This is a genomic window from Halorubrum sp. Eb13 (assembly GCF_002252895.1).
In the GTDB taxonomy this organism is placed as follows: Archaea; Halobacteriota; Halobacteria; order Halobacteriales; family Haloferacaceae; genus Halorubrum.
This window is the reverse complement of record NZ_NHPE01000086.1, coordinates 145,345-171,937: the sequence shown is the minus strand read 5'-3', so window position 1 is coordinate 171,937 and position 26,593 is coordinate 145,345. Positions and strand designations below refer to the sequence as shown.

Annotated in this window: 21 protein-coding genes and 3 pseudogenes; 17 read left to right on the top strand and 7 right to left on the bottom strand. The window is 55.8% G+C overall.

Annotated features, from left to right (window positions below; all coding sequences use genetic code 11):
- Positions 1-276: 276 nt before the first annotated feature.
- The 5 genes and pseudogenes from DJ75_RS10610 to DJ75_RS10585 all read left to right on the top strand — a co-directional run.
- Positions 277-1,050 carry a CPBP family intramembrane glutamic endopeptidase gene (locus DJ75_RS10610; RefSeq protein WP_094524429.1) on the top strand — a complete coding sequence of 258 codons (774 nt, stop codon included), beginning with the start codon at positions 277-279 and terminating at the stop codon, positions 1,048-1,050.
- 336 nt (positions 1,051-1,386) lie between these two features.
- Complete coding sequence (locus tag DJ75_RS10605) at positions 1,387-1,848, top strand: hypothetical protein (protein ID WP_094524428.1); 462 nt, start codon at positions 1,387-1,389, stop codon at positions 1,846-1,848.
- A gap of 328 nt (positions 1,849-2,176) precedes the next feature.
- A complete protein-coding gene (locus tag DJ75_RS10600) occupies positions 2,177-3,103 on the top strand; it encodes a helix-turn-helix domain-containing protein (protein WP_094524427.1) in 927 nt (308 codons plus the stop codon).
- Between the two features lie 6 nt (positions 3,104-3,109).
- Entirely contained in the window at positions 3,110-3,748 is a 639-nt protein-coding gene (locus DJ75_RS10595; protein ID WP_094524426.1) for a helix-turn-helix domain-containing protein, read from the top strand.
- A gap of 240 nt (positions 3,749-3,988) precedes the next feature.
- Positions 3,989-4,189: pseudogene (locus DJ75_RS10585) on the top strand (IS5/IS1182 family transposase); the annotation flags it as partial.
- Between the two features lie 103 nt (positions 4,190-4,292).
- On the opposite strand, the gene DJ75_RS10580 reads toward DJ75_RS10585, so the two are convergent.
- Entirely contained in the window at positions 4,293-4,484 is a 192-nt protein-coding gene (locus tag DJ75_RS10580) for a hypothetical protein (protein ID WP_141212012.1), read from the bottom strand.
- 150 nt (positions 4,485-4,634) lie between these two features.
- On the opposite strand from DJ75_RS10580, the gene DJ75_RS10575 reads away from it, so the two are divergent.
- Complete coding sequence (locus DJ75_RS10575; protein ID WP_094524424.1) at positions 4,635-4,925, top strand: hypothetical protein; 291 nt, start codon at positions 4,635-4,637, stop codon at positions 4,923-4,925.
- Positions 4,926-5,445: 520 nt separating this feature from the next.
- On the opposite strand, the gene DJ75_RS10570 is transcribed toward DJ75_RS10575, so the two are convergent.
- Complete coding sequence (locus DJ75_RS10570) at positions 5,446-8,643, bottom strand: PAS domain S-box protein (RefSeq protein WP_094524423.1); 3,198 nt, start codon at positions 8,641-8,643, stop codon at positions 5,446-5,448.
- A gap of 679 nt (positions 8,644-9,322) precedes the next feature.
- Here DJ75_RS10570 and DJ75_RS10565 point away from each other — a divergent pair.
- The 6 genes from DJ75_RS10565 (at position 9,323) to DJ75_RS10540 (ending at position 13,221) form a co-directional block, all read left to right on the top strand.
- Complete coding sequence (locus tag DJ75_RS10565) at positions 9,323-9,592, top strand: AbrB/MazE/SpoVT family DNA-binding domain-containing protein (RefSeq protein WP_094524422.1); 270 nt, start codon at positions 9,323-9,325, stop codon at positions 9,590-9,592.
- A gap of 11 nt (positions 9,593-9,603) precedes the next feature.
- On the top strand, positions 9,604-10,077 hold the full coding sequence (locus DJ75_RS10560) for a PIN domain-containing protein (RefSeq protein WP_094524421.1): 474 nt from the start codon (positions 9,604-9,606) through the stop codon (positions 10,075-10,077).
- A gap of 422 nt (positions 10,078-10,499) precedes the next feature.
- A complete protein-coding gene (locus tag DJ75_RS10555) occupies positions 10,500-10,796 on the top strand; it encodes a ribbon-helix-helix domain-containing protein (protein ID WP_094524420.1) in 297 nt (98 codons plus the stop codon).
- A complete protein-coding gene (locus DJ75_RS10550; RefSeq protein ID WP_094524419.1) occupies positions 10,786-11,073 on the top strand; it encodes a type II toxin-antitoxin system RelE/ParE family toxin in 288 nt (95 codons plus the stop codon). Before DJ75_RS10555 ends, DJ75_RS10550 begins: the two co-directional genes overlap by 11 nt.
- Positions 11,074-11,747: 674 nt before the next feature.
- Positions 11,748-12,065, top strand: a complete 318-nt coding sequence (locus tag DJ75_RS10545) for a helix-turn-helix domain-containing protein (RefSeq protein ID WP_254921557.1) — start codon at positions 11,748-11,750, stop codon at positions 12,063-12,065.
- Between the two features lie 133 nt (positions 12,066-12,198).
- Positions 12,199-13,221: a class I SAM-dependent methyltransferase gene (locus DJ75_RS10540; RefSeq protein WP_094524417.1), complete on the top strand. Its 1,023-nt coding sequence runs from the start codon at positions 12,199-12,201 to the stop codon at positions 13,219-13,221.
- Positions 13,222-13,368: 147 nt separating this feature from the next.
- Here DJ75_RS10540 and DJ75_RS10535 read toward each other — a convergent pair whose 3' ends face one another.
- Together DJ75_RS10535 and DJ75_RS19125 are read right to left on the bottom strand one after the other, a co-directional pair.
- Positions 13,369-14,436 carry a methyltransferase gene (locus tag DJ75_RS10535; RefSeq protein WP_094524416.1) on the bottom strand — a complete coding sequence of 356 codons (1,068 nt, stop codon included), beginning with the start codon at positions 14,434-14,436 and terminating at the stop codon, positions 13,369-13,371.
- Positions 14,437-15,002: 566 nt separating this feature from the next.
- Positions 15,003-15,404, bottom strand: a pseudogene (locus DJ75_RS19125) (transposase); the annotation flags it as partial.
- A 1,607-nt stretch (positions 15,405-17,011) separates the two neighbouring features.
- Between DJ75_RS19125 and DJ75_RS10525 the strand changes: the two are divergent.
- On the top strand, positions 17,012-18,007 hold the full coding sequence (locus tag DJ75_RS10525; protein ID WP_094524414.1) for a helix-turn-helix transcriptional regulator: 996 nt from the start codon (positions 17,012-17,014) through the stop codon (positions 18,005-18,007).
- Positions 18,008-18,242: 235 nt separating this feature from the next.
- Positions 18,243-18,785: a cupin domain-containing protein gene (locus DJ75_RS10520; protein WP_198948034.1), complete on the top strand. Its 543-nt coding sequence runs from the start codon at positions 18,243-18,245 to the stop codon at positions 18,783-18,785.
- 420 nt (positions 18,786-19,205) lie between these two features.
- Here DJ75_RS10520 and DJ75_RS10515 read toward each other — a convergent pair whose 3' ends face one another.
- Complete coding sequence (locus DJ75_RS10515) at positions 19,206-20,015, bottom strand: winged helix-turn-helix domain-containing protein (protein WP_094524413.1); 810 nt, start codon at positions 20,013-20,015, stop codon at positions 19,206-19,208.
- 181 nt (positions 20,016-20,196) lie between these two features.
- On the opposite strand from DJ75_RS10515, the gene DJ75_RS10510 reads away from it, so the two are divergent.
- The gene (locus DJ75_RS10510) at positions 20,197-20,628 is read left to right on the top strand and encodes an ester cyclase (protein ID WP_094524412.1); all 432 of its coding nucleotides are present in this window, start codon (positions 20,197-20,199) and stop codon (positions 20,626-20,628) included.
- Between the two features lie 828 nt (positions 20,629-21,456).
- On the opposite strand, the gene DJ75_RS10505 is transcribed toward DJ75_RS10510, so the two are convergent.
- The gene (locus tag DJ75_RS10505; protein WP_094524411.1) at positions 21,457-22,230 is read right to left on the bottom strand and encodes a hypothetical protein; all 774 of its coding nucleotides are present in this window, start codon (positions 22,228-22,230) and stop codon (positions 21,457-21,459) included.
- 232 nt (positions 22,231-22,462) lie between these two features.
- Here DJ75_RS10505 and DJ75_RS18240 point away from each other — a divergent pair, with 232 nt between their 5' ends.
- Positions 22,463-23,011: a DUF6498-containing protein gene (locus DJ75_RS18240; RefSeq protein WP_141212011.1), complete on the top strand. Its 549-nt coding sequence runs from the start codon at positions 22,463-22,465 to the stop codon at positions 23,009-23,011.
- Here DJ75_RS18240 and DJ75_RS19120 read toward each other — a convergent pair.
- A pseudogene (locus tag DJ75_RS19120) lies at positions 22,998-23,212 on the bottom strand (hypothetical protein). The gene DJ75_RS18240 and the pseudogene DJ75_RS19120 overlap by 14 nt on opposite strands.
- A gap of 437 nt (positions 23,213-23,649) precedes the next feature.
- On the opposite strand from DJ75_RS19120, the gene DJ75_RS10495 reads away from it, so the two are divergent.
- Positions 23,650-26,370, top strand: a complete 2,721-nt coding sequence (locus DJ75_RS10495) for a type IV pilin N-terminal domain-containing protein (protein ID WP_094524519.1) — start codon at positions 23,650-23,652, stop codon at positions 26,368-26,370.
- The last annotated feature ends 223 nt before the right edge of the window (positions 26,371-26,593 follow it).

Here is a 26,593-nt window from a genome sequence, read left to right as displayed (position 1 = left end):
AGCCTCGGCTCCAGGGTAGCCCAGATACAAGGTAGAACAGTCTACTCGCTGAATAATCGAAGACAATCCAATCGATATATTTCTAGTCTGTATTGACCGATCCGACCAGCTCGTTTTCTGAAGAGCTTCTGTGCGAGATACGCGCGCTGTATTCAGCAACGCCAAGGAGATCTCCTCAGTTTCTGTCAGTAGTGAGGTGCGAGATACAGAGCATGACTACATCACCTTGGCCGAGCTGAATTGAGCGGTAACTACAGAGGAGAAAGTTACCGAGGGATGGAAGAATCCTTAGCACGAAATTTTACAACAGTTGTCTTTGTATTCGCCCTTATGGGGATAGGGCGTTTGGGTAGAGGTCGGGACACGGTTTGGCTCGCTCTCGCAGGGATCGTAGTTTCCCTTTTCTTCTGGATTTGGCTCAAACTCGTTGGATTTGTCATCGGTCCGAGTGATGCGTTGATATTGAGCGAGTTCCCTGTCGCCCGTGACGTGGTCAGTCAACTACTTCGTGCGCTCTTCGCGGTCGGAACGGCGATTGCGGCTATTCGTTATCTGGACGTGCCGTCTCCACTCGATTGGATGGAAGTCCGTCCTCCAGACGTGTGGGATTTGGGGTATATCCTTCTTGGAGTGTTTCTCCTGATTATAGCGGCTCTCGGATCGAATATCCTGATTCAGAACGTGCTCGGATTGGAGCGGACAATGGACGGCGCGTCCCTGTCGAATGCAGTACTTTGGTCTCGGGTGGGGACGCTGCTGTTACTCGTCGGTCCAGCCGAGGAAGTGATGTTCCGAGGAATCATCCAGCGTTCGCTCCGAGATGTGATCGGTAGATGGCCAGCTATTCTCTTTGCAGGAGGGTTGTTTGGATTCTTACACATCGGTATCGCGGCGACGGCTCCCGGAGATATGCTCTGGCTTGTTGCTCTCAGCCTACTCGGTGTGATCTTGGGATGGGTGTACGAGCGGACCAACAATCTCGTAGTCCCGGCGCTTGCCCATGGAAGTTTTAATTCTCTAACTACTGCACTGCCGTTGCTGCTGGGCTGACTGTCCCTATCAACCAATAAAAGTTCGATGGCGGATACCCAGGGCACTAGGATGAACTACGCCGACCTCCATTTATCAATTAAATGGATGATATTTTTTCTAATAACAGGCGCCTCAATGACTCAAGATTTGGTGCACCCGCGCCCTTTATGCAGCACGATCCGTGAAATCTACCCCGAGGCTGTCAGGAACCTCGTGCTGAATGTAGAGCCTGAAGTCAGCAGTCGGTGACCGTTGGTTTCACACCGATCCGGATAAATCAGCCGGTCAGTAGAACTGCGTATCGAGCACTGTATCTTTCGAAGATGTATTGACGTTCGCATTTGTTTGACCTGTATGGTCCCTCTGCAATCACTTCTTGATGAGTTGGTCGGCTACATCAGTCTCATTAGCATCCTGTTAGGAGTGGGTGTTTTTGCAACTCTCTGTTGGTCTCCATTTCTCCTGTCGGGACGGTTTCGGCAACTGTTTGAACGACTTCCGCCGTTCGAATCGTTCTCTCTCACGTACGGCGTTGTTGGTGTCGGAGCAGCAGTTCCGTACCTGCTCGGTCTAGCAGCTTCTCTGGCGGTCGCAGATACAGGGCGTGCACTGTTTACCGTAGTGGTTGTCGTCTCAGCCGGTTATCTCGTCGCTATCCCGCTTGTCGGTGCTGTCGTGCTTCCGCGGGTCGGCGTTGACTGGGATTCGACTGGATATGGCCTGTCAACGTGGGCGCTACTTTTAGCAGGGGCTATCTGGTACACGGCGCTCTTTGCAGTCCCACTTACTGTTATTTCTATCGTCTACTCATTATAATAATCTCATACTCACCGACTTTGATCTTCGATTGAGTGAACAGCATCTCGGTGGCATATCGAGTCGTGGTTCGTCTGGACTGACCGATTCAAGCGCCGAACCATAGCCGGTGAGTCACTGCTTCATTCGCGCGTTGTATCTCGCACGGCTACCGGGACATCTCTTTGAACTGGTAAAACCCTCGGTAGTCGATATGCAGTTCTCATCGAACGCCTGTTTCAGGCGAGAATGTGTTTGAAGAATAGGATTTTAACAAAGCCGGAAAGACAGGAATCGCACCGCCTCCAGACAGCCCTACTTTCACTGGGATACCAGTCGTCAGACCTGTATGGAGACCGATCGGACAGCGGACGATGTCTTTGGACTGCTGGCCGACGGGATACGACTCGATATTCTTCGGACCGTCGCCAGGGCCCAACAGGAGAATCGAAAGACAGGAATCGCCAAATTGTCCTTTTCCGATATCCACGACCGCGTTGACGTCGATGGCACGTCCAAATTATCCTACCACCTCGGGGAGCTGACCGGCACGTTTCTCAGGAAACACGAAGGCGGCTACGCGTTCACGCACGCTGGCGAGCAGATGGTCCGGTTCGTCCTCGCCGAGAACTACCGACATCCCTCGGATATCGGGACAATCGAGACTGACGGCGCCTGCTTGCACTGTGGCGAGACGGGCCTCCGGGCGGCGCTTCACGACCAGTACTTCCTGCTGCAGTGTGCGGCCTGTGAGCGACCGAACTTCTCGTACACCGTTACGCCGGCCCAAGTGCAGGCCCACGACGGGGCTGCCTTGATCGATGCCGTCACGTGGGCATTAGTTGGAGATCTGGTCAAGATGCGCCAGGGCGTCTGTCCGGACTGCGCCGGGCGCATCGACACCGAGGTGTTAGATGCGAGCGACCAGCCGGTCGGCGATACCGTTCCAGCGTCGTTCGCGACGAGCAGCGAGTGCCAGCAGTGCCTGCGATTCATGAGTCTCCCGCTCACGCACGCGGTTGCCTATCACCCCGAATCGGTCGCGTTTCACTGGGAACACGGCGTCGACATCATGGGAACAGGGATGTGGGAGTTCCATCGCTATCTCCACGACGGGGAGTGGACCGCCGAGCAGATTGAGACCGACCCGGACGAGTACCGCGTCGCATTGCGACGCGATGCTGCAACACTCAGATTGTACCTCGATGAGAATGCCGCGGTCACGCGAACCGAGCGCGTCCAGCGACGAGACCAGCGCGACCGCCGATCCAGATAAGAACCGATGCGCGAAGTGACAATCCACCTGTCCAAAGAGGAGTTGGCGGCGTTCGGGATCGAGGAGTTCGTCTCAGTGATCCAGATGACCGGGCTGGAACGGGTCACCGAACTCCAGTGTCAGCGACCTGGGTGCCTCCTCGCTATCGAGGTGACGGAGCCGATCCCCACCGACCAGCTCTCGACGCTGGAGAACTTGGAGTGGTGGGAGCGTCTCAACCGCGAGGGCGGCGTGACCTACCTCTGTAAGCTCGCGGTGCCAGCCTTCGATGAGGGATTCGACCCGCACCACGAGACGGATGCCTCACAGAGTGCTGTCGAGGTCGCCGGCGACGGCGTCGACGTAACGATGGTCGGGAACCAGGATGCCCTCTCCGAGCGAGTGCACGAGTACGGCGACACAGGCGCAGATCCTCTCCTCCGGACGTTGACCGATTACGAGGGGCCTGCTGACCCGCTCGATGCGGTGACGCCACGCCAGCAGGAGGTGCTGGAAACCGCCTTCGATATGGGCTATTTCGAGGTTCCCATGGAAGTGACGACTGATGAGTTCGCCACGGCACTCGATCTCGATCCGTCGACTGTGCCTGAACACCTCCAGCGGGCACAAAAGAATCTTCTCACGGACATACTGGAGGCGATGTAGTGTGACGCTTCTCCGAACAATCGTGTCTGTGATCGGTATATCGGTCTGTGAGAGAGTATAAACCCACCCACGAACGTGGGAGATAATCCGACCGCCCCTCCCGTCCTATGAGAGAATGCGATGAGCGAACCCACCAGTTTCCTTGTCAAACAGGAACGTCGATAGCTGTGCCAACCAGCCGTTACTCCTATCACCGCCATCCGTGGCGGGACTCGGAGATACTTTCTGTCGAATGTTCTCGCGCTTGACAAAGCACACAACGCCCGCCACGACGAGGACACCTACCACCGCTGGTCGCTCATCGAGGCGATCTTCTACGCACTGAAGCGTCGGTTCGGCGAGACATTACGGGCTAGAAGATGGTTTGGGCAGTTCAGAGTGCTCGTTCTAAAGGCTGCCGTCAGAAACATAGAACAAGCTGTCAGCACCTCATCACCGTGATCGTCCACGTCTAAACAAGCCCCAGAGCGCGTATCCGGCATACGATAATTACGTACATGTCGGAGGATTGACCAACAACCGAGCCGATTACTGTGCTTCGTGATCAGTCCTTTCTCTCCCGGTACGCGGCTGCATAGAGCCCAAGCGCGGAGAGAATCGTCACCATCGCTGCGACGAACATCACACCTGAAAACAGCCCTTCGGTCGTTCCTGCAGCAGCAAACATAATTGCAGCACTGCCTGCGACAACACCACCCTGCTGTGTCCTGTTCGAATTCTCTGTCTGGAGGGCCATACTCTCCATTATCTGAGGCTGCATAATAAATTTAGTAACCGTGTTCCACTGCTGGCAAATAGATCCCCGGAAGACGCAAATGAAAGAGAGAGTACAGGCCGGTTTTCAGTTATCCGCACGCTTTACACGGCCGAACTCTTGCTGGTACATATGGAGTTACTTCCACAGATGGTGTTCCGTGAGCCAGATGGACGAAGGAAGGGGCTCATCATGCTGTTCTTATCGTTCATCAGCCTCCTTATTTGGGTATACATTGGTGTCGTGCTCAACGCTTCTGACTTTTTCATCTTTTTTGCTATCGGGCTTGGATTCTCCGGAGTCGCCGAGTCGCTGCCACCGGACCGACGACGTTCAGCAGGAACACTTCGAATGCTAGCCGTCGGTACCTTCGTTGTCTTCCTCGGTGTCCTTGCATCGGTCCCTGGATTACTATTAGCGTAAGGGATGGCACCCGGTACTGATATATCTCTGATATTTCTCGGTGGCAATCCGGAACGGTCGGTCGGTAACTACGCAAGCGTGTTCTATCGGCTGATTCAGGATTCAGATAAAAAAGTAACTTACCCCCGTGCTGACTTGAGCCTCTGTATCGGTCATCCGCCATCTAACGTAATATTGATATATCGATTCAGAGATGCAAGATAGAGAGCGCGAACCGGGCACAAACAGGGGTCAGTTTGTAAAGAAAGAGTGATCGGTCAGTACAGGGTACACATATACCGCGACGAATAAAGATCTATCTTATATCCATTAGAAATCTGGTGAAATATGTGGGTTACAATCAGCACAAATAATTGAACATCGGCAGCGTCCCGATAAGATATCCCAGCCACCGTTTCACTCTCAACCGTGTTCTCGCATGAACCAACACTTATTCAATTTGACGCAGATTGTCTCTGATGATAACTACGCCGCCACAGAGTTCTCTTCACCGCGTACGCTGTTGGCTCACAGCAACAATTTATGAACTTCTCATAGCCGGCACCCGCAAATTAACCTCCGTCCCGTCGGTTGTCGCTACGGACACATCACCGCCGGCTTGCGTGACGATCATTCGAACCATCCACAGACCGAGCCCTCCGCCGTGATTGAGCGGCGTCTCTTCTCCCGTTTCGAGGATATCCGCCTCCATTTCCGGCATGCCGGGGCCGTCATCTCGCACGTGGACCTCAATCCACTCGTTTTCCAACTCGACGAGTTCGATCTCGACTGTAGCGTTATCGTTCAGCTTCACGGCATTTTCTACCAACTCACGGATAGCCTCTCCGAGCGTCGTCTGTAGCTGCACCGACCCATCGCCAGATATCTCAGTCAGGATCGTTGCGTCCTCGTGTTCCTCTCGGATTTCATTAACGACCTCTCCGATCAGTGGGCCAGCCTCTGTCGTGGCTGCCCCACCACCTTCCGGATTGAGGACTTGTTTTATTTGTTTCATTTTCTCTATCATCTCCCCCCACTTGTCAAGAATCGGTTTGACGGTCTCGAACTGTTCCGCCCGTTTTTCTGCGTCCGTCTCTCTGCTCATCAGCTCTGTCCAGCCTCGGACTTTTGTCAAATCGTTCCGCATGTTGTGTCGCATCACGCGCTGCATGACGTTCAAGTGGCGACCATACCGCTGCTGGGCTGTGATATCGCGCCCCTCAGCAACGAGTAGGGTAATCTCGTCGTCTTCATCTGTCACGGGTTTTATCGAGAAGTCGATTGTTGCGAAGCCGTTAGCGCCCCGCACTTCCGTTTCGTAGCGGACGAAATCCCCGCCTGAGGCTCGCTCAATTGCGTCCTGAACCCGATCGTAGACTGTCTCGGAGTGTGTCCACCACTGGGCTTCATAAAAGGGGTTCCCGACGACGTCGCTGCGCTCGAACCCGCCGAACTCGAGGGCGGCGTCGTTGACCTCGATGACCGTCCCGTCGGTGTCCAACAAGCCCGTGAACTGGAACGTCTGGTTGAAAATGCTCTCGAACCGCCGAGCACGGTCTTTGGCTTCGGTCACATCCCTGAGGTAGACGATCACCCCGTCGATGGCGTCGTCGTAAAGCATGTTCCGGTATCGACTTTCGATGTTGAACCACCCGCCATCCGGAGATCTGAGTCGACACTCTGCTGTGACGCTTTCGGTTTCCTCAACCGAACTAAAGAACGCCTCCATCGCGTGCTCGCGTCCATCAGGGTGGAGGTAATCAAAGAGATTCTCACCGACGAGGGCGTCGGGGTCGTAGCCGAACACCCGCGTCACCGACCCGCTGGTGTAGGTGATTGTCCCGTCGGGATCGAGGACTGTAACGACGTCCTCGGACTCTTCGACGAATCGCTCGGTTCGGCGCCGTTGGCGACGGCGTTCGGTCATGTCGCGGACGATCACCGCATACCCGCGAAACACCCCATCGTCGGATTCGAGCGGCGCGTACCGGACGTCGGCGTAGAACTCCGACCCGTCGGCGCGAACTCGCCAGCCCTCGTCGGCGCTCTCGCCGGCGAGACGCGCCTGTTGTATCAACCGCTCTGGGAGGCCGGACTCGCGGTCGGACTCAGGATGGAGTTCAGCCATCGACATTCCGACCGCCGCGTCACCGTCGTACCCAAAGAGGTCCTCGGCACCGGTGTTCCACGTTTGAACGATTCCGTCCTCGTCGACGATGAGAAAGGCGTACTCGTCGACGCTCTCGGTTAGCAGGCGGAACTGTTCGCGTTCCTCATACAACCGCTGTTTGCGGCGCACTTCATCGGTTACGTCTTGCTGGACACCGATGTGGTTGACCAATTCGCCGTCATCGTACACCGGCGTCACCGACAACCGATTCCAGAACTGCTCGCCGTTTTTGCGGTAGTTCCGCAGGTCGACAGTCACCGGTTCCTCGGCGGCAATCGCCTCACGGAGTTCGTCAAGCGCCTCCTGATCTCTATCGTCTTCTTGGAGAAATCGACAGTTCCGTCCGAGTGTTTCCTCTCTGGTGTAGCCGGTCTGTTCGACAAACCCGTCGTTAGCGTATATCAGCGGATTGTCCTCGCGGTCGGGATCGCTGATCGTGATCCCGACGATAGCCTCGTCCATCGCTCGCTCTTTCAGTTCGAGCTCTCTCTTCCGCTCCTCGAGTTCGCGCTTTCGCGCTCGCCGCTCGGTAATGTCCCGAACGGTTGCGACCGTCCCGACAAGTTCAGCTCCGGTAGCCATCCGGTTCGTTATTACCTCGAAGTATCGGGTGGAGCCATCAACTTCCACAGGGACAGGATCCGTATCCTCAAGCTCGGTATTCGGACTGAACGACCGCTCGAACGCCTCAATAGTCGTAAGGTCTTTATCGGTCGCTGAGTGTAACTCCTGTCCCTGCGTGTTCGTTTCGACGAGTTCACCGTCAGTATCGTACACGAACGTCGCGTCGTCGGCTTCCTCGAAGAATCGTGAGCGGGCAGACTGCTCGATCTGTCGGAAGGGTTTCCCAACGAACACTAACACTCCCGCGAGAAACGCGGTCACACCGACCGGTTCGAAGCTCAATCCCAGCATAATAGGCGGTAGTAGCTCGGTCGGTAGCGTGCTGACAGCCAACCGCGGTATGATCGGTGACAGCGCGAGGACTCCGAGCGCCCCGAGACTCCCAGTTGGAAACGCCGATTCACGCACCGTCGTGAGCAACCAATAGAAACTGAGTGCCACGAGTGCGTACGTGAGCGAGAACGAGACCCAGTAGAACAACTGCGGTTCAACCACGAGGTGTAGATACGGGCTTTGCTGTAGTTCCGTCGAGACGTACAGTCCGTACAGCGGGTTCGTGAGCTTAACGATGAGGAGCCCGAGATAGGTGCCGACAGCGAGTCCACGGTAACGTCGGTCGCGATGGTATGACCGACCGGTGTACGCGGAGATAAAATACATCCATGCACCCACGCCCGTGAGCCCCCAGATGAGTCCCCCAATGTAGAGCGCGTTGCTAAGCGACTCGCTGGTGGTAACCAGCCCAAGCGCTTGGAACCCCAGCCACAATCCGTTGGTAAGGAGGACCGCTCTGAGCCCGAACTGCGTATCTCGTCGCCGTAGCCGTGAGCCGTACGCAGCACCCACGAAGCAACTGACCGCAATCCCGGTGAAAATGAGAAAAAGCCCCCAGCGAACCGTACTTGGGTCCCCTGAGATGGTTAAGGGTGTGTAAAAAGTTAGCATACTATTTAAAATAGATGAGTTGTTTTATCAATTGCGGAATGCGAGACCGTGAGCGCAAGATTCGCAAGCGCATTCTATCAGGTGGTTCAGGATTCAGATGGAGAAATAAGCAGTTCCATTGCTGACTACATCCTCTGTATCGGTCACGCCGACCGTGTCAGTTTCAATATACAACGGTGCTAGTGACCTCTGTGGTGCTTATAACTATCGCGCAAACCGACGGACAGCACAGGGATTAAACGGATTCTTTGAAGCAGCGTAACGGATTCCCGGCGAGTCCACTTCTACCTTATCCGCCATTTTCAGTCGATTCGACCCCTCTACTGTCTTCTGAGTATGTGGTTGCTGAACTCGGCGAGAATTCGTTACGAGTCCTGTCGGAATCCGTCTTGACCTCGTTTGGTGCTCCGGGGCTCGAAGACACGAGAGATAATCGATCGGTCGATGACGCTGTGACGGTGTGTTTGGTTCTTCCCGAAGGCAGTGACATAGTGGTGTGTATGAAATTTCGTAGGTAGAGTAGCGCAAGACTCAGAGCGTGTAGTCAGCACAGCGCCTTCATTTGCTCCAGATACCTCGATCTGAACCAACTGCTCACTGTGGATGCGGACGTATCGATACTCTGTGGGGCACAACAGTTTTATCTATCAGTATAGTAGTGGGTATTAGGTAAAGAAAAATGGGAAAGACGTCGATCGATGGAAACCACGAGGAAGAGCTGACACTCACCGTAGACGATAGGGGTCGAGTCACTCTCCCGAAAGAAGTCAGAGATCGGTTGGGAATCGAATCGAACGACGAGCTCCCGGCGACACTCGTCGGCTCCGTGCTTGAACTCAACCCGAAGCCGAGTTCGAAGCTTGAGCTAGCAACAGCCGGGCGGGATGACTGGGATGAGACGACACCAACCGATGCGGGAGACGCACTCTTTGGGCCGATGGATCAGTGATCGGAGAACCGATGACTGATTCACTCCCGACCGAGGTAACCGTCCTCACTGATGTGAATATTCTTGCCATCGGTCTGACTGACGATCATCCGGCGCATGACGATGTGTATCCGTGGATCCAGAACGCTCTTGATGGGCCAAATGTCTTGCTCGTCTTCGACTACTATCCGCTCCGGACACAGTATCTCATGACGAATAATTTCGGAGTTGACGAAGTTGCTGCTCGAAACGCAATCCAATCGCTCGTTCGGAGTCCGGCACGAATCGTTGGTGCGACCGCGACCACGCTTCTGGAGGCATACGAGATCAGCGCCGAGAAAAATCACGATGTCTACGATTCGTTCATCCTGGCGCTCGCACGGGCATATGATGCTGACTACCTGATTACGACTGACGATGATTTCGAGGAACTGTGCGATGGTGAGGACGTTACATACACCAATCCCATTCCGCCCGACAAGCGCAGCAAATTAACATTCATCTAGGGTTAGCGGTCCGTGGACGCTCTTTCCTGACGATTCTGCTGATTTGCCCTGATCACAGGGCATGCGAGATATGCGCTGTATGTCTTATACGGTAACCAGTGAAAATATCATTACATCGATAGCTATTCCACAAAGAGGCTTTTGAGAATCGTTCACACGCGGTGGTGAAACGCACGAATACACCAGAATCGCCGATCCGACCATTCGACGGACAGCGCCGGGACTAAACGGATTCTTTGAAGCAGTGCAACGAAACCCCCGCGAGTCTACTTCTATCTCAACTGCCGTTTTTAGACGTTTCAGTGGCTCTATTGTCCGCTAACAGAAGCAATACTGGATTCGGGCAGAATTCGTTACGAGTCGTGCAGACATCCACACGGCGACGATACAACTTAGTATATACGGACGCAAAGCATCTGTATATGTCTGATGCGGATACCGCAAATGGTGACGATGGGCCCGAAATGGTCCAGATCAATCTCCGACTCAGCAAAGCGTTCCTCGAAGACATCGATACGACGTGGCAGGAACAGGGGTTCAACTCCCGGAGCGAGTTCCTCCGTTACGCTGCCCGAGACGCGGTGAAACATCCAGAATTTTCCCGCGAGGGGTGGAAACAGATCGCGGCGAGCGAGCACGATCTCCGTTCGGGCGACGCCGAGCTGGTCTCTCGTGAGGAAGTCGTCGAGATGATGGATCGAGACGAAAATGACGAGTGAGGACGACTGGACCTGGAAATTCACGCCGCGAGCTGCGGATCAGTTCGACTCACTCGACCCACACGTGCAGGACCGCATCGTCTCGAAACTCGACGAGGTGGTCGAGTCGGAGTGGCGCGACCCCGACGAGTACCTCGAACCGCTGACCGGCGGTCCGTTCGCGAAACTCCGCGTCGGTCAGTATCGGCTCGCCTGCATTCTCGACCGGGGTGAGTCGGTGCTGGAGGTCCATCGGATCGAACACCGAAGCGGTGCCTACACCGCTGACGACGACTGACGGAATCCGATCTGCAACCGAACGACAGCACGGGGATTAAACGGATTCTTTGAAGCAGTGTAACGAAACCCCCGCGAGTCCACTTCTGCTTCATCTGGCATTTTCGGATGTTTCAGACCCTCTGCCGTCTACTGAGTATGATATTGTTGAATTCGGGTAGAATTCGTTACGAGTCGTAACGGTGGTCATGGCTGGTTTGGATTCGCGTTCCCTAACTCGGAGACGGGCGAGATAATCGATCAGTCATTGCTCCCGATTGCACTCGTCTTGTGACGCCGCCTATACCAGAAGTAATGTAGCCCCGGTGAAATGAGTAGGACTGATAGATTTTCCAGATGCTGTTGCATACAGGCGCGAGTCTCGCAAGAAGTTTTCGACAAATCGGATCGGTCGTTACAGACAAATGATATACCGGTGCGGCTTTCTATCTCTGTGAATTATCATTAGAACCACATACAAGACGTAGAGGCGGTCTATTTATCAGAATCGCATTCTAGTACAGAATTTGGTCCGAACCAGTCTGTTCAAGATGGCCAGAAAACGCTCTCCCATAATTTTGGCACAGTGGGTTTTATTGCCTTCTGTGTTAAACATTCACACGCAAGTGAGCGCCGATGACATCGAATCCCCACGGGTCCGAGACCGACGACGAAGACCACTTTGAGGTGTGTCCGATGACACAAGCATTCGAGGAGATTGGATCGAAATGGCGACTCGTCGTCTTGCACTACCTCGTGATGAACGGTGAACAGCGGTTCAACAACATAAAAGAAGAGACACCTGCCGATTCCTCAACTCTCTCACGAGTTCTCAAGGAACTAGAGGAGCGAAACCTCATTCGCCGACGCTTAGAAGATCGCCCGATTGCCACTTATTACGATCTGACCGAGAAGGGCGAATCGCTCGCCATCATGTTCGATGATATCGAAGAGTGGGCTGATGATTGGACCGCAGCGGACAGCGAAAGCGAGTCATTACCCCAACCGGAATAGTTGACGGTTCGGACTTACTTCTAGTTACTAAGCAATACTGCTATCACTAACTTCTATTAGTATCACAAAAGTTATAATTTCGTCCGGTGCGAATTCCACTTCGTGGTCAGGCTGACCACGGAGGCGAATACACATGCCAAAAGACGGGCCAACGCCCGGTCACCTCATGGAACTCGGGTTCGGTTTCCAAGCATCGAAGACACTCCTGGCGGCGGTCGAACTCGGGGTGTTCGACGCGCTGGCTGCTGGTCCCAAGACGCGTGCAGACATTGAAGAGGAACTCGGCCTCCACCCACGGGGAGCGGAGGATTTCCTTGATGCACTCGTCGCATTAGATGTCCTCGACCGTGAGAATGGCCAGTACCGGAACACGCCCGCGATCGATGCTTTCCTCGTCTCGGGAAAGCCATCGTACATCGGCGGGTTGCTGGAGATGGCCAACGACCGCCTCTACGGCTTTTGGGGTGACCTCGAAGAGGCGCTCCGGACAGGACGACCCACCAACGAACTTGAAGATGATCAGACCCACCCCTTCGAGGAAGCCATCTACCAGAACGATGAGAATCTCGAACAGTTCGTCGGCGCGATGACGGGACTGAGTATGGGCGTCGCGAACACTCTCGCACACGAGTTCCCGTGGCAGGAATACGATACGATGGTCGATTTAGGCACCAGTGAGGGAGTAGTTCCAAAGCTGGTCGCCGAAGAAAACGACCACATCACTGCCATCGGCTTGGACCTGCCACGGGTCGAACCCCACTTCCGTGAATTCACGAGTGACAGCCCCGCAACCGACCGTATCGAGTTCCGGACGGGCGATTTCTTTGGGACCGACCCGCTCCCGGCAGCAGATGTCTACATCCTCGGGCACATCCTGCACGACTGGAGTCTCGATCGGAAACAGGAGGTTCTCAGGAAAGTGTCCGAAGCAGTGAACCCCGGCGGTACTGTCATCATATACGGGACAATGATCGACGAGGAGCGTCGTGAGGCCGAAATGCCACTGCTGATGAACTTGAACATGTTGGTCGAAACGCCGAACGGATTCGACTACACACCGAGTCAGTGTATCCAGTGGCTGCACGAAAGCGGGTTCGAAGGCGGGGAAGCCAGGGAGTTACCAGGTCCCGAAACGATGGTTCTGGCGCGGAAATAAATCTGTCGTGTGGTACATATTCACCCTTTCTCTTGCACGGGAAGTGCAGGTCCACGTATCGGTTGTAATAAAGTACGGTTTTGAGACGGCCGAATTAGATTGCCTCTTGTCCGGAGAAATGATTGTTTAACAGTCGAACCGGAGAATTCAATGCTTGTGCGCGATGCCCATGCTCGCTGGCCCGTTCAAATGTTGAATCTGGACGTCCTCGAAGCCCGCCTCCTCCGCCCATGTCATGAACTGCTCGCCAGTATAGTCGAAGGCATCACCGTAATATACGAGCATGTTCAGCGACATCATCAGACCCATGGTATTCGCCTGGCGGTCGTCGTCGATGATATGGTCGATAGCGACGAAGGTTCCGCCCGGGTTGACGGCATCGTAGAACTTCTGCATGAGCGTCTTCTTCGTCTCCAGATTTTCCTGATGGAGGACCAGACTCGCTGTCACGAGGTCCGCGTCGGGAATGGGTTCCTCGTTGTAATCGCTACTGACGGCGTCGATCCGATCCTCAAGGCCGTCTGCCTGGATACGCTCACGGGCCAGTTCAGTCACCTCCGGCAGGTCCGTTGTCGTGATCGAAAGGTGGGGTTCGCGTCGGGCCACGATCCGAGACAGATCGCCGAGGGCACCCCCAACGTCCGTCATCGAGTCGTAGTCCGAGAAATCGAACTGCTCAGCGAACGCGACGAAGTTCCCCTTCGACAGCCCGGCCATCCCCTCGACGAACGCCTCTAGTTCCATGGGGTCATCGTACATCTCCTCCCAAAACGGCTCGCCCGTCTCGTCGATGACCCCCTGTGGCTCGCCTGTCTGCAGACTCTCTTCGAGCCCTCCCCACACGTCGTATACCTGCTGGTTGAAGATGTCGATCGCGCCACCGATGTACCGTGGATCGTTCTTGTTCAAGAATGCCGCAGTCTCCGGCGTGTTCCGATACCGGGGATCGTTCCCATCGTCGTCACGTTCAAGGAATCCGAGCGACGCGAGCGTGTCGAGGAAATCTCTGGTCGCCCGGGGGTGCAAACCGAGCTCCCGTTCGATCTCGGAGGCTCGAAGCCCTCCGTCTGAGAGGACGGTGAACAGTTCGAGATCGACGGCTGCACCCAACACTTTGGTCCCCCAAAACCCCGTCGCCACCTGCATGATGTGTTCCGGGTCCGGTTCGCTTTCTTCGGGCGTGTGTTCTCTTTCGTCTGATGTTGTTTCTGCCATGTGTACTCACCGTGTAATCGGTTGTTGTCGGTTCTGCTTCACATCCTACGTAATCCTCTGTGCCAGTGGTCGTCCACGGGGTTGTTTAGCGGGCATTGGCGGCCGACATCGTTCCCTCACGACTCACCTACTGATACTGTTGGGCGGGCTAAAAGTGTAATCTGTATTGGATTTCAGTTAGCACACTGTCTGTCTGATTCACTCTGTACCCCGTGTCTTGGCGACACAGGCGCGTTGCTGGTCACGGCGCGATTCTGATGACACAGGGAATGGAGTTCGAAGACTCTACGAAGTCATATGTAGAAACCAGGACTCGGACGAGATCAGAATAAGGCATCGTATCATACTTCTGTCTCGTCGGGTGAACTCGGCTTGCCGTCCGAGAGAACTGACCGCGGATCTGGCTTCGTCTGTGACCGAGTGATAGAACAGGTATAGGGTGATTTCAGTGCCCCGGAGCACTTGCGGGCATCCGGTCACGTCCGTTGTTTATCGAAGGCTGATCGTCAGGCCAAGTTCGACCGCTTTACGGCTGCCAGGACAGTCGATTCGGAACTCGCTGTACTGCTGTCCCGGACCTCGTGAGCGAATTCCAGGACGGCTTTGTAGGAACGATCGAGCTGTTGCGAAATTTCTGTCATCTCTGCTGTGTCCATCTCTCGGGCGATATGGATCATTTCTGGAATGGAAAGCTGATGGTCGGCGAAGAGCGTCCCCGTAAGGTCGTTGAATTTGCGATCGCAGGCGTGGCACTTGTACCGTTGTGCGCCCTTGCTCGTCGTTCCTTTCTTGATCGTATCCATACTGTCGCAGTTCGGGCAATGAGGTCCATTCGGCCACCGAGAGCGTCGGAGTGCCTGTAGGCAGTCATCGGTGTCTGGAAGACTGACCGGATCGTCGCTCTCCTGTCTTCCCGAGGGTGGGATGTCAGGAGAAGAATCACTCGTCCCCCGTTTACTTACATCCATCGCCGAGTCTCGATCAGTCCCGAGGTCGTCGAGGCCGACATCTACAACAGTGAGACTCCCATCGAGGGTCAGGTAGAGCTCCGCTCCATCACATGTGGCGGTCACGCGAATCCGAACGGGATCTCTGGACACGACCGTCTGGTCTTTTTTGAGGCGTTCGAACAACCGGCCACAGACCTCGGGGTCGTCCAGATCGTAGGTCATGTCGAATCCGTGTTCGTGGTAAAACGTGACAACGGCGGGGTGATCGAAGACAGCCACCCACGCCGGATAGGACGCGCTGTGCTTGCAGACCGAGCACACGTACCTGACCCGAGCTTCGTTCCAGCCGCCACGCACCGACGTGCCACAGTTGGGGCAGAGTTCCCCCGCCGGAGCGTCGTGAGAGTCACAGATGTGGAGTGATTCCTCGATCGGCCCTGAACACTCCGGACACACACCCCTGATGAGCAACTTGACGCCCTGCAGGTACTCGATCGTTCCCGCCACGAAGACCTCCTCAGGCGTCCGGTGAGCCAAGCCGGCGGGATTGAAATCGTCGTACACAATGAGCGTCCCCTCTGGCGTCCGTTCGGCTGACTCGGGGCCGATGTTCCCCTCGCACTCCGAACAGATCTGGTAGAGTCGCTCGTCTTCGTAACTGAGTTCCACTGGAGCACCACAGTGGTAGCAGGATCGAGGGATCTCGGTTGGTGGGAGACGGCGCGTTTCCAGACCCGAGCCCGCGATAACTGCCCGGACGATTTTGAGTCCGGAGTTCCGAAGTCGGTAGCCGTCGTCCGTTTTTTCGACGTAGTGACCGACCAGCTTGTCGAGATGGTAGCTGAAATTCCCGCTGTCGTGAATGCCGATGCGGTCGAACAACTGCGAAAACGAGACAGCGTTGTTCTCGGCCTGAGGATCGTACACCTCCCACAGCGACAGCAGGATCGCAAGCCGGATCTCATCGCTCAACAGTTTGAACGCCTCAGTTACATGGGGTTCAGCGGCCCCGGCCGCTGACTCAAGCGGCGACTCGGATACGGTCGAATCGGTCATGTGGGTAGTTACCACGTAGCGAGTCAAAAGTGATGGGGCGAGTGTAGGAGCTCGCCTTGTGTACAGGACGTATCCGATAGTGTATCCTGATTTCAGAAGATCGTCTGGTATTCAAACGGTGGTCGAACCGGAGCCTACAGTGTACAAATTTAGGATCGCATGATCGACCGACAGCACCGGGATTAAACGGATTCTTTGAAACAGCGTACCGGAATCCCGGTGAGTCCACTTCCAGCTTATCCATCATTTTCGAGTGTTCCAGACCCTCTAACGCCTGCCGAGTATGCGATTACTGAAACCGGGGAGAATTTGTTACGAGTCGTGTTGGGATCCATTGTTGGTTTGGATTCGCGTTCCACGACTCGGTGGCGGATGAGATAATCAATCGGTCATTGATATCAATACGAACCCTCTCACGGCATCCTACACATTACCAGTACACTGTTCATCCATACGGACTGGACAGTTATCGAGATTCTAATAAATGCATACGGATATCTTGTAATTGGTTCAGCCTGCGGAACCCTCCTGGAGGTACGTTTATTCGTTCTGCCACGCGATTAGTTACCATGGATCAAACTCGGTTCACTCCGGATCTGGACTTGGATGGACTCTCGCCAAATGAGGCCTTTGCCATTCTAGGAAATGAAATCCGGTTAGAGATTATCCGGGTCCTCTGGCGTGCAGACGCTGCTCACGAATACGATGACGGCTCTGATACTGCTACTACGATGTCGTATTCAGGGTTGCAAGATGAGGTCGATATTGATGATAATGGGAAGTTCAACTATCATCTCTCACAACTCGCGCCTCATTTCATCCGTCGTACTGACGATGGATACCGCCTGAGCGGTGCGGGCAAACAAATTGCCAGAACGGTAATAGCTGTTTCCGGAACGGACCGACTCGACTTCTCTACGGAGATCGAAGACGATTGTCCGTTATGTGGAGCAGACTTAGAGGCCACTTATGAGGACCAGTGGCTTCGGATCAGGTGTACTGAGTGCGACGGACTGTTCGGGGACCAGGCACCGACGGGGACCCTCTTCCTCACGAGTTATCCGGCCGCTGGAATGATGACCCGCAACCCTGACCAAGCACTCGCAACCGGCCTCTACCGGTGTGCGCTGGATATCACCTATCTGATGTACGGTATCTGTCGGGAGTGTGCGGGCCACATCTCCTCGTCCGTGACGGTCTGTGATGCTCACGAAAGTCAGGGGGGCCAGCCCTGCGTCACCTGTGGGACGCCGTTCCCGGTGTGGGCAGACATGCGGTGTGATACCTGCGGGTTCGCCAAGCGGTTGCCGGTCGAAATGTTTGCCACCGGTCTGGCCATGGCAACCGGGTTGATAGACAGTCAAGAACTGGATATCCACTCCCCCTCCTTCGAGGAGGCCGTCAGCTTGCTTCAAAGCAGCGTCGAGACCGCTGTTTCGAAGGGTCCGCTTCGTGTCTCGATCACCATCGAGGGCGTGACGAGTACGTTCACTATCACGCTGGACGACGACATGAACGTCCTCGATCTCGACCGAAGGCCTCGATCTGAAACCGCTACCTCGTAACCCGGATTTGCCTCGGTTCGATAAGAGAAATATTATTCTCCTAACATATAAGTCCACTCTCGCATCTAGTATCGTCTGCCAGTAGCAGACCAAGACCCGAGCGACTTGGCGTCCGTCCCGTGGAAGGACCGAAAAGAAATATCGAGACCTCGGCTGGATGCCACAGGAGGCAGCCAATGACACCACCAAACAACACGAACCCACACATCGACCGTCTCTGGTTGGGGGCGACAGCATGACGGCCACAGAGCAAAGCAGGCAGAATCGTATTCTCGATTGGGGAGATTTCCCTGGACGGTGGGAAATCACGAGATCGACTGAGGAGACGGACGGCGAACTGTTGGAAATGCGATTTGAGATCGAATCCGTCCCCGAGGACGGCCCGTTTGTCCACACTCACCCAAACGCCGAGGAGAGCTACGAAGTGCTCTCGGGTGTTCTGGAAGTGTACGAGGACGGAGAGTGGATGGACGTGCCCGCAGGCGAGAAACACACCGTCCCTCCAGGGAACCCGCATACGTTCAGGAACAAGACGCCCGTCGAGCTCATCAATATCCATGAGCCTGCGCTACAGCACGAGGAGTTCTTTCGGAGGTTTCATCAGCTCGTAGCGGAGCGAGGAGTGTCATTACCGCCAGGGGGTTTCAGTGATATCGTGTTGATAGCGATGCTGACGACAGAACATGAAGAGGATGTCCGCGCAGTAAACCCACCGCAATGGGTTTTTAGAATCTTGGCTGGCATCGGCCGCGTGCTAAGATACGACATACCAGACTAATCGGCGACGTTGAGTTACGGGAAGCGAATCTCTTCGCAACTCCGAATATCACCTGTGCTCTCCGTCTAACATGCAAACAGTGTCAGTTTTTGAGAGTTCAAAAGTGCCAGCGGCGTCTGTGACATCATTCTGACCGACTACTCACGAACCCCCGGACGAGGCGGGAATTAAACGATTTCTTTGAAGCGGTGTAATGGATTCCCCGCGAGTCCACTTCCACCCCACCCGCTATTATCGAGTGTTTCATGGCCTCTACCGCCCGCTGAGAACAGCATTGCTGAATTCGCGTAGAATCCGTTACGGGTCGTGTCGGGGTTCGTCTTTGGCCCGGATTCGCGTTATACGACTCGGGGATGGATGAGATAGTAAATCGATTGTCGTCCCCGATTGGAAGTGTTGTGTGACTTCGCCCCGCGTATCTCAGGCCTCGGGCAATACCTCTGGATCGAGTGGCTCAGCCTCGGCCCGATATTCCTCGTAGAGCGACTCGGCCCACTCACGGACGACCGGGTTTTCGGTTTCTAGCAGCCCCGGACCTATCCATTGATTATCCTCAATGTAGCCCAACCACAACACCACTGTTTCATCTATGATGTGCATGCTGAACGTGATGGGACCATCGTACAGCCACACCTGATCGGCGATCGAATGCCACGGAGTCGCCCGTTCCGGGTCGTCAGTGAGATACTCAATAAATTCGGCTTCGATAATTGCCTCAAACTCCAGTCGCCCTTGGTCAACCAAGTCAGCGAGCGTCCGGACGAATATATCCGGAGCGTTCTGTGTAAGTCCTTGATATGTGTCGCCGGTCCGGTACAGCTCCAGTGCCCGATTGAGGTGAGCCTCCGGCCAGTCTTCTGTTGGAACCGTGATATTGGCATCGCGGAAATGGCGGATATCGAGTTCTTGAGCCGGTTCCGGGAGGTAATTGACCGCTTCCCCGAGTTGCTGGACCCCCTGAACCGTCTGCCGATAAGCGCGAAACTTTTCGGTCATAATTTCTCCCATGTACGTGAGTTCATACTGACTTCCCTCGGATTCGACCCACCCCCGCGATTCCCCCTTATCAAGGATCCGGGCAACCGTTGACCGCGATGCACACGTGCGCTCGGCGAGGGCACTGCTCGTCGTCACCCCGTCGGCGAGTGCCTCGAACACCCGGACGCTGTTGGCCGAATTCGCAAAGAACTGGATGGCCTCCAGCGCAGAATCCATGTCATACGTTGCCATATACAGAGCATACGGTCACGTTCTATCTAATAGTTGGTCTGGGAGAAGCGCGGGACAGTATAGAGAGGGGGGTGTCCGACAGCCTTTGCACAGGGCGCAAACGTTCGCAGGGGTTGGGAACGCATTCATCGGGTAATAATATCCGCTCGTGTCACCGACTCTGAATCGGGTGGATCAACCCATGTCGGAAGCCAGCACCACCGAGCACGAACAGACCCTGAATACCTATCAGGACTACGAGGACCTGTGGAACGGGGACCTCTCGAAGCTAGATGTGGTTGCCGAGTCGATCGCGCTCTCCGATCCGGCTCTCCCCGAAGGTGAGCTCCATGGACGCGAGGCATTCGAAGCGTACCTCCGAGAGGTTCGGTCGGCGTTTCCCGACTGGCACGTCGTCGCCGAGGACTTGCTCGTGGATGACGGGATCGTTATGAAAGAATGGACAATAACGGGAACACACAAAGGGGAGTATAAGAGTGTGCCACCGACCGGGCGTGATATCGAGATCAACGGCATGGCGAAGGATATAATCGCGGACGGCAGGGTGCAGGAAGCTCGGCTCTACTACGACCCGCAGGAGGTACCTGAGCAACTCGGCCTCACGGAAGACTGAGGACGAACGTTCGGTCACTGTGACTTCCGTGTTCAGCGCGCTGATTGTGCCATATTTTGACAAACTAACAATTTCAGTGTGTCTATGACATCATCGTCCTGTTCTCTCACACAAACCGCTAGACAGCACGATGATTAAACGGATTCTTTGAAATAGCTTGCTGGAATCCCCGCGTTTTCATTTCGGTGGAAAAATCGACTCGCGTCACAGCTTCGATCTCCGCCAGGTCGGGCTTTAGATACGGCTGACCGACCGACGAAAGGTCCAGTTCGTCTGCAATAAGCGCGTACTCATCGAGGCTATGTGGACTCAGACAACCCACTGTTGAGGTCGGAACTGCGGAAGCGCCGGGCAGTTAGAGGGCGCGGCGGCGGGCACAATACATGTCCGGGCAAAAATACAATCCTCTAAACAGATTCTTTGTGGTTGATGTCTACACCCCATCGACGGGCGGACATGGGAATTTCCTCGAGACGTTTGTCTCTGTCCACTGTGGGCATCTTATCGAAACGAGTTGGCATATATTTATCATATTTGAATACAGAGCCCCGGAAATCAGCAGGACGGCCCTGATCAGTACGGATTTCATTACCCACAGTGGAACAGCTTTCGAGTTCTGAACCTCCAGTGCGTACAAATTAGTGAGAGATTTAATATATCTCTCAGCTGGCGGTCATGTTGCGAAATGGGAGTGAACTGTTATTTTCGTGAAAGTCCTCGTTTGACTGCTGAGCGAATTATCCGGTATCACGTGAAGATACTGTGGTGACCGTACCCGCACAGGGATATATTGCGTACCGAGGGTTTCAGCAGGGGTGAGCGAACCGACTAGAGTTCAGGTACCTGTGACGCGTCGATGGGCTCTGTTGTCGACCGGTTGGAAACGTCTCGGTCGTCACGCAGTTGGAGGTACGCCGACGCGATGATCGCATAGTACGGCAGGAAAAATACTGTCGTGAGAACGACCGTTACGACATCAGCGGCGACCGGCACACCTGCGAGATCCAACAGCGGTGCGACACCACCGATAACCCCGCCGAACAGGGCGGACACAACGACAAGGACGCCGAGTTTAAGCCGGGAACCGCGAGCCAGCCCCCAACTCCGTTTGAGACTACTGATGATGCCGCGATCTTCGACGGCAACGGCGAAGATGAAAAACAGGAACGAGGCCGCAAAGAACAGCCCCGGGATGAACAGGAGGAAGAAGCCAATCATCACCGTGATGCTCACGATCAGTCCACCGACCAGCGCGATTGCCGTGGCTCGCCCGAGTCGCTGCGTCGCCGGCGCGGGAAACGTCGACATCTCGCTCAGTGGTTGAGCAAACGTTCGAGAGAGAATCACAAAGTACACCGAGCTCAGAATGATGAGCACACCAAACAAGGCAAGTCCGACATTTCCAGACATCGGAAGCGCGAGCCCAGCGTTGCGGCTAAACTGCGCCGCGGCTTGGGGCGGGAGATACCCGAGAACAGTACTGTTGACAGCTGTTTGAATCCCGAACTGAATCACGAGGAACCCAACGAAGAGGATTCCACCAGTTCGGGTGAGTGTACGCCGAATACCGTCGCTAACCGCATGGCTGAGTTGGAGGGCCATTCGAGTAGTATCTCTTAGTCCCCTCCAATAAAATGCCCGAAATAAGAGCGATATTCTCACTCTGAGGGGGTATCGGTACGGAATCGTCCCTGTTTCGCTGTCTCAAGAGCGCAGTGTACACACTCTCTTCTCTAATTCGGTGCTGTCGCGTCAGAAACTTTGCCATCGGTGATGTACGAACCATCTTATATATTCAAGAGTCGACTCAATCGGTCAATACCCGTACCGAAGTATGCACGCATCGCCCTCCACCTCGCCACTCCGCTCGCTCGAAAGCCTCGTCCTCATCGGTGCAAATCTCGTGCCGCTTATCGGGGTTATTGTTTTGGGATGGGGCCCCTGGGCACTCCTCATTATATATTGGATTGAAGCGTTCAGCACGGTGCTGTTGGGAGTCAGAAAAATACTCTTTGATGAGCGTGACTCCCCCGACGTTGTCGGTCAGATCGAACCGTTACACGAACTCCGCGAGAAACGAGGCGGGTGGTGTCCTCGACCCGGATGGCCGCCGATCTATCCGCGAAACGTCCCGTTTGGACTCTCAATGCTTGGCACATGGGCGCTCTCAGTCGTCCCACCAAGCGCGTTGTACTGGCTGTCAGTTGATCGCTCAATAGTGCTGTCTATCAACCTTCTACTCGGAATTGGCGCGTTGGTGTTCGCACACGGTGCCGAGTTCATGATCGGGTATCTCGGACGGCGAGAGTACACCAACGTCTCTGCGCGAGAACTACTCCGAACGCCCGCTCAGTTGACGCTCATTGTCATTATCGGTCTCTGAAATCTACCGTGTATCCGTTGTTGCGGAGTGCTTCAACAAGCTCGCCTCCAGGCACAATTTTGAATTCGTGGAACGAGTTGATGTGGCATTCTGCCGAATACAGCTCTGAGTCGATATTGTCTGGTATCTCGTTCTGATGGGTACCTCCTGAACAACAACCGGTTGACTGGCAACGTGGTTGGAACTGCTATCTCCTGTCATTCGAACATCTCTCATTACAACTATTCAGCTCTGGTGAGCTATTATCCTCCAGATACAATGCTGCATAAAAATGCTATTCGTTGAACTATCTGTACTGAGCGATCAGTCTCACACGCAAATAGCGAAGCTGGCGGTCAGCGATGGCATAACGGGAGCAGCCGATGCTTGAAGACTACAATAACGATTTGTATTATCGGCCGTTTTTATGTGCGGTGTCGGTATCTCTGCGTATGGTACGACCCTCCCGTCGGGGCTTCCTCGGAGGAAGCGCCCTGACGCTCGCAGCGCTGACAGGTGTTCTCACCTCTGAAACCGACGTGAACGTTTCTGGCCGACCGGCCGGGACACCGACCGCCCTTGACATCGATATTTCGGCACCATTCGCCGACGCCTTCCTCCCTGTTCCGGCGGGCGACGCGCTGTCGACGACGTACGCGATAGTCATTGCGGAGCGCATCGACGCCGACGCGGCAGAGGAACTGAGCCACCGCGCCCGTTCCGCGACTGAGCGGCTCGACATTGACGCCGACGAGTTGTCTGCGACGGTCGCGGTCACTTCGGCCGAACGTGGGTTCCAGCTGGTGACGGCAGCTGGCGGCTTCGACCGACTCGACCGCGGTGAGACGATTGCGGTCGGCGAGGGAGGCGGTGATACCGGCGGTGAGTCGGACGACGAGGTCCCCGCGGAGGCCGAGACGACGGACGAACTCCCTGCCGACTGGCGACTCGCCGATGACGGTGAGACCGCGTTCCTCACCGGTGACGGCGTGGCGGCCACTGCGACCGGCAGTGGGGATTCGCCAAGTCCTCGCAGTCGTTCGGACTCGGCGGAAGAGGACAGGAGCGATCGGCGGATCGAAGTCGCTCGCGCCGCCGGCCGTGCGGCCGCCGACGATGTCGATCGCCTTGCGGAATCGCCGCTGGGCGCGGCCGCCCTCCCTCGACTTGGTGGATTCGAGACGGTGCTTTTGATTCCGGACGCTGCCGATGGTCCGTTTCCGCCCGCGGTCCCCGAGGACGTAGACGCGTTCGCCGCCGGCTTCGAGACCGATCCTGACGAGCTCAGAGACCTCGACGGAACGGCGGAGAACGCGTATGTGATCCGCCCGGCTGATGACGCCGACGGGCTCGACGACGAGACCATCGAGCGACTCGTGCGTACCGTCGACCCCGCCGTCCCGGTCGAGATGGACATCACCCGAACCGACGGACTCGTACTCGTCGACACCGTCGTCGAGGCCCCGCCGGAATTTGACCGTGAGGCGTCACCGGATGCCCACATCCGGTCGCAATACGACCGCGCTGCCGGCACCGTGACGTTCGAGCATGTTGAAGGCGAGGCGGTGCCGGCCGACGAGCTGGAAGTGTGGCACGACGGCGATGAGGTGAGCGACACGGTCTTCGACGGCGAGGAATTCACGGCCGGCGATGAGATCGCTGTCGAGACTGGACTGATCGCAACCGTGATGCTGCGGTGGTTCGACCCGGACGCGAATGTCTACGACACGTACGCTCGCGAACAGGTCGACCGCGAGGCGTTCGACGTCGAGTACGAGATGAATGCCGAAACGTTGAAACTCAGCTACGAGGCCGAGCGCCCCGCCGACGCAAGTAGCCTTCAGCTGGTCCACCGCGGCGAGGGAGGCGTCCAAACAGTCGGCGAGGAATTCACCGACGGAACCCTCGAACCTGGCGATACAGTCACCGTCACGGACGTGTCGATTGGCGACAGTGTACAGCTAGAGTTCGACGTTGAGAAACCGATGGGTGGCAGGTCGCTCATCCATTACCGTGCCCGCCCCCCGCGTGTTTGGATCCACTCACATGCCGAAGACGGGACCACAGTCAGGTACGACGGAGAGGAGTCTCGCCCTGCTGACGCGTTCGTGACGCTGGTCGACGGAGAGACAGCTGACACGCAGTTTGCTGACGAACACGATACACTCTCGGGCGACGAGGAGATGGTTCTCGGCGAACTTCCCCTGAGAAGTACAGTCGCAGTCGAGTGGCAGGAGCCAGACGAACCGGTTGTCATTGCCGAACATGAGGTCGTTCCGAACACGCGCGCATCGATCGAATACGACCCGGACGCCGGCGAGATTACGGTCCAACACCGAGGCGGTCGGGCGCTTCCAGCGTCAGAGTTAGCGCTCCAGGTCGGTCGCACCCCGGCCGATGTCCAGCCCGCGGACAAACTCGACGAGTTTGGTCCGGATGACTCATTCACTGCTCCAGTACCCCCACTCCTGCGGGTCCGACTCGTGTGGACCGGCGGCGACCGCGAACACCATATTGGCGGCACAACCACGGCACGCGACGCACTCGCGGCGACCTACGATATTGACTCCGAGGCGATGACGATCGAGTACGTCGGCGAACAGCCTGCCGACCCCGAACGACTGCGCGTGTCGGTGAACAGTGCTGGTGACTTCCAGGGACGAGAAGACGATCAGGAGTCGGCGTTTGCGTCCGAGCACGACAAACTAACGACGGGAGACACGATCACGGTCGACGACGTCGGGCTCGACGACACCGTTGTCGTCAGCGTCCACACCGAGTTTGAGAAGGGGTCGGCGACCAGCTCCGTCGCTCACTTCTCGGCGGCACCCCGCCGCGGATTCGTCGTTGACGAAGGAGACGGGGGCGACAACGAAGCGTCGGGGACGACGCTCCGCTACGTCGGCGAGGTTCGTCGCAACGCCGATGTCTTCCAGGTTCTGATCGATGGTGAGCCCACAACAGACCAGCCCGCCGATGAGACGGACCGACTGACCGGTGGGGAGACGCTGTCGCTTGGTGATCTGTCCGCCGGCACAACGATCACTGTCGAGTGGACTGCTGGCGAGGAGACCCGAACCGTAACCGAGTACGTGATCTCCCCGCAGGCGACGTTCGAGGTCGTGTATGAACCGGCTGAGGATGGCGACGGGGGCGTCGTGACGTTCACGCACGCCGGCGGTGACGCGCTAGACGCTGACCAGGTTGACGTGGTCGTGGAACCCGCGACCGACGGATTGCGCTCTTGGGATTCCGACGCCGACGAGGTGACCGCCGGCGACGAGACTAGCGTTACGATCGACTCGGAGCCTGAGATGGCCATTGTCGTCTTCAATGAGAGCGAGGTACTCCACCGCGAACCGCTTAACCAAGACAGGTAGAGGACTGTAACTCTCTATTCGAACACAACTCCAATACACTACAGATGCAGAAACAGAACGCATCTGTGTAAGTAACTAAACTATCCGTATTTTCTAAACATCTATTTTATGCTCTCCCGTTCAAACCGCATACATGGACGGGAGAGCATATCTGTCTGCAACAAGCGTGACTGTAGCATCTGCCCCCGGGGAGTTGTTCGGCATTGAAAAGAGGCTCTGATGA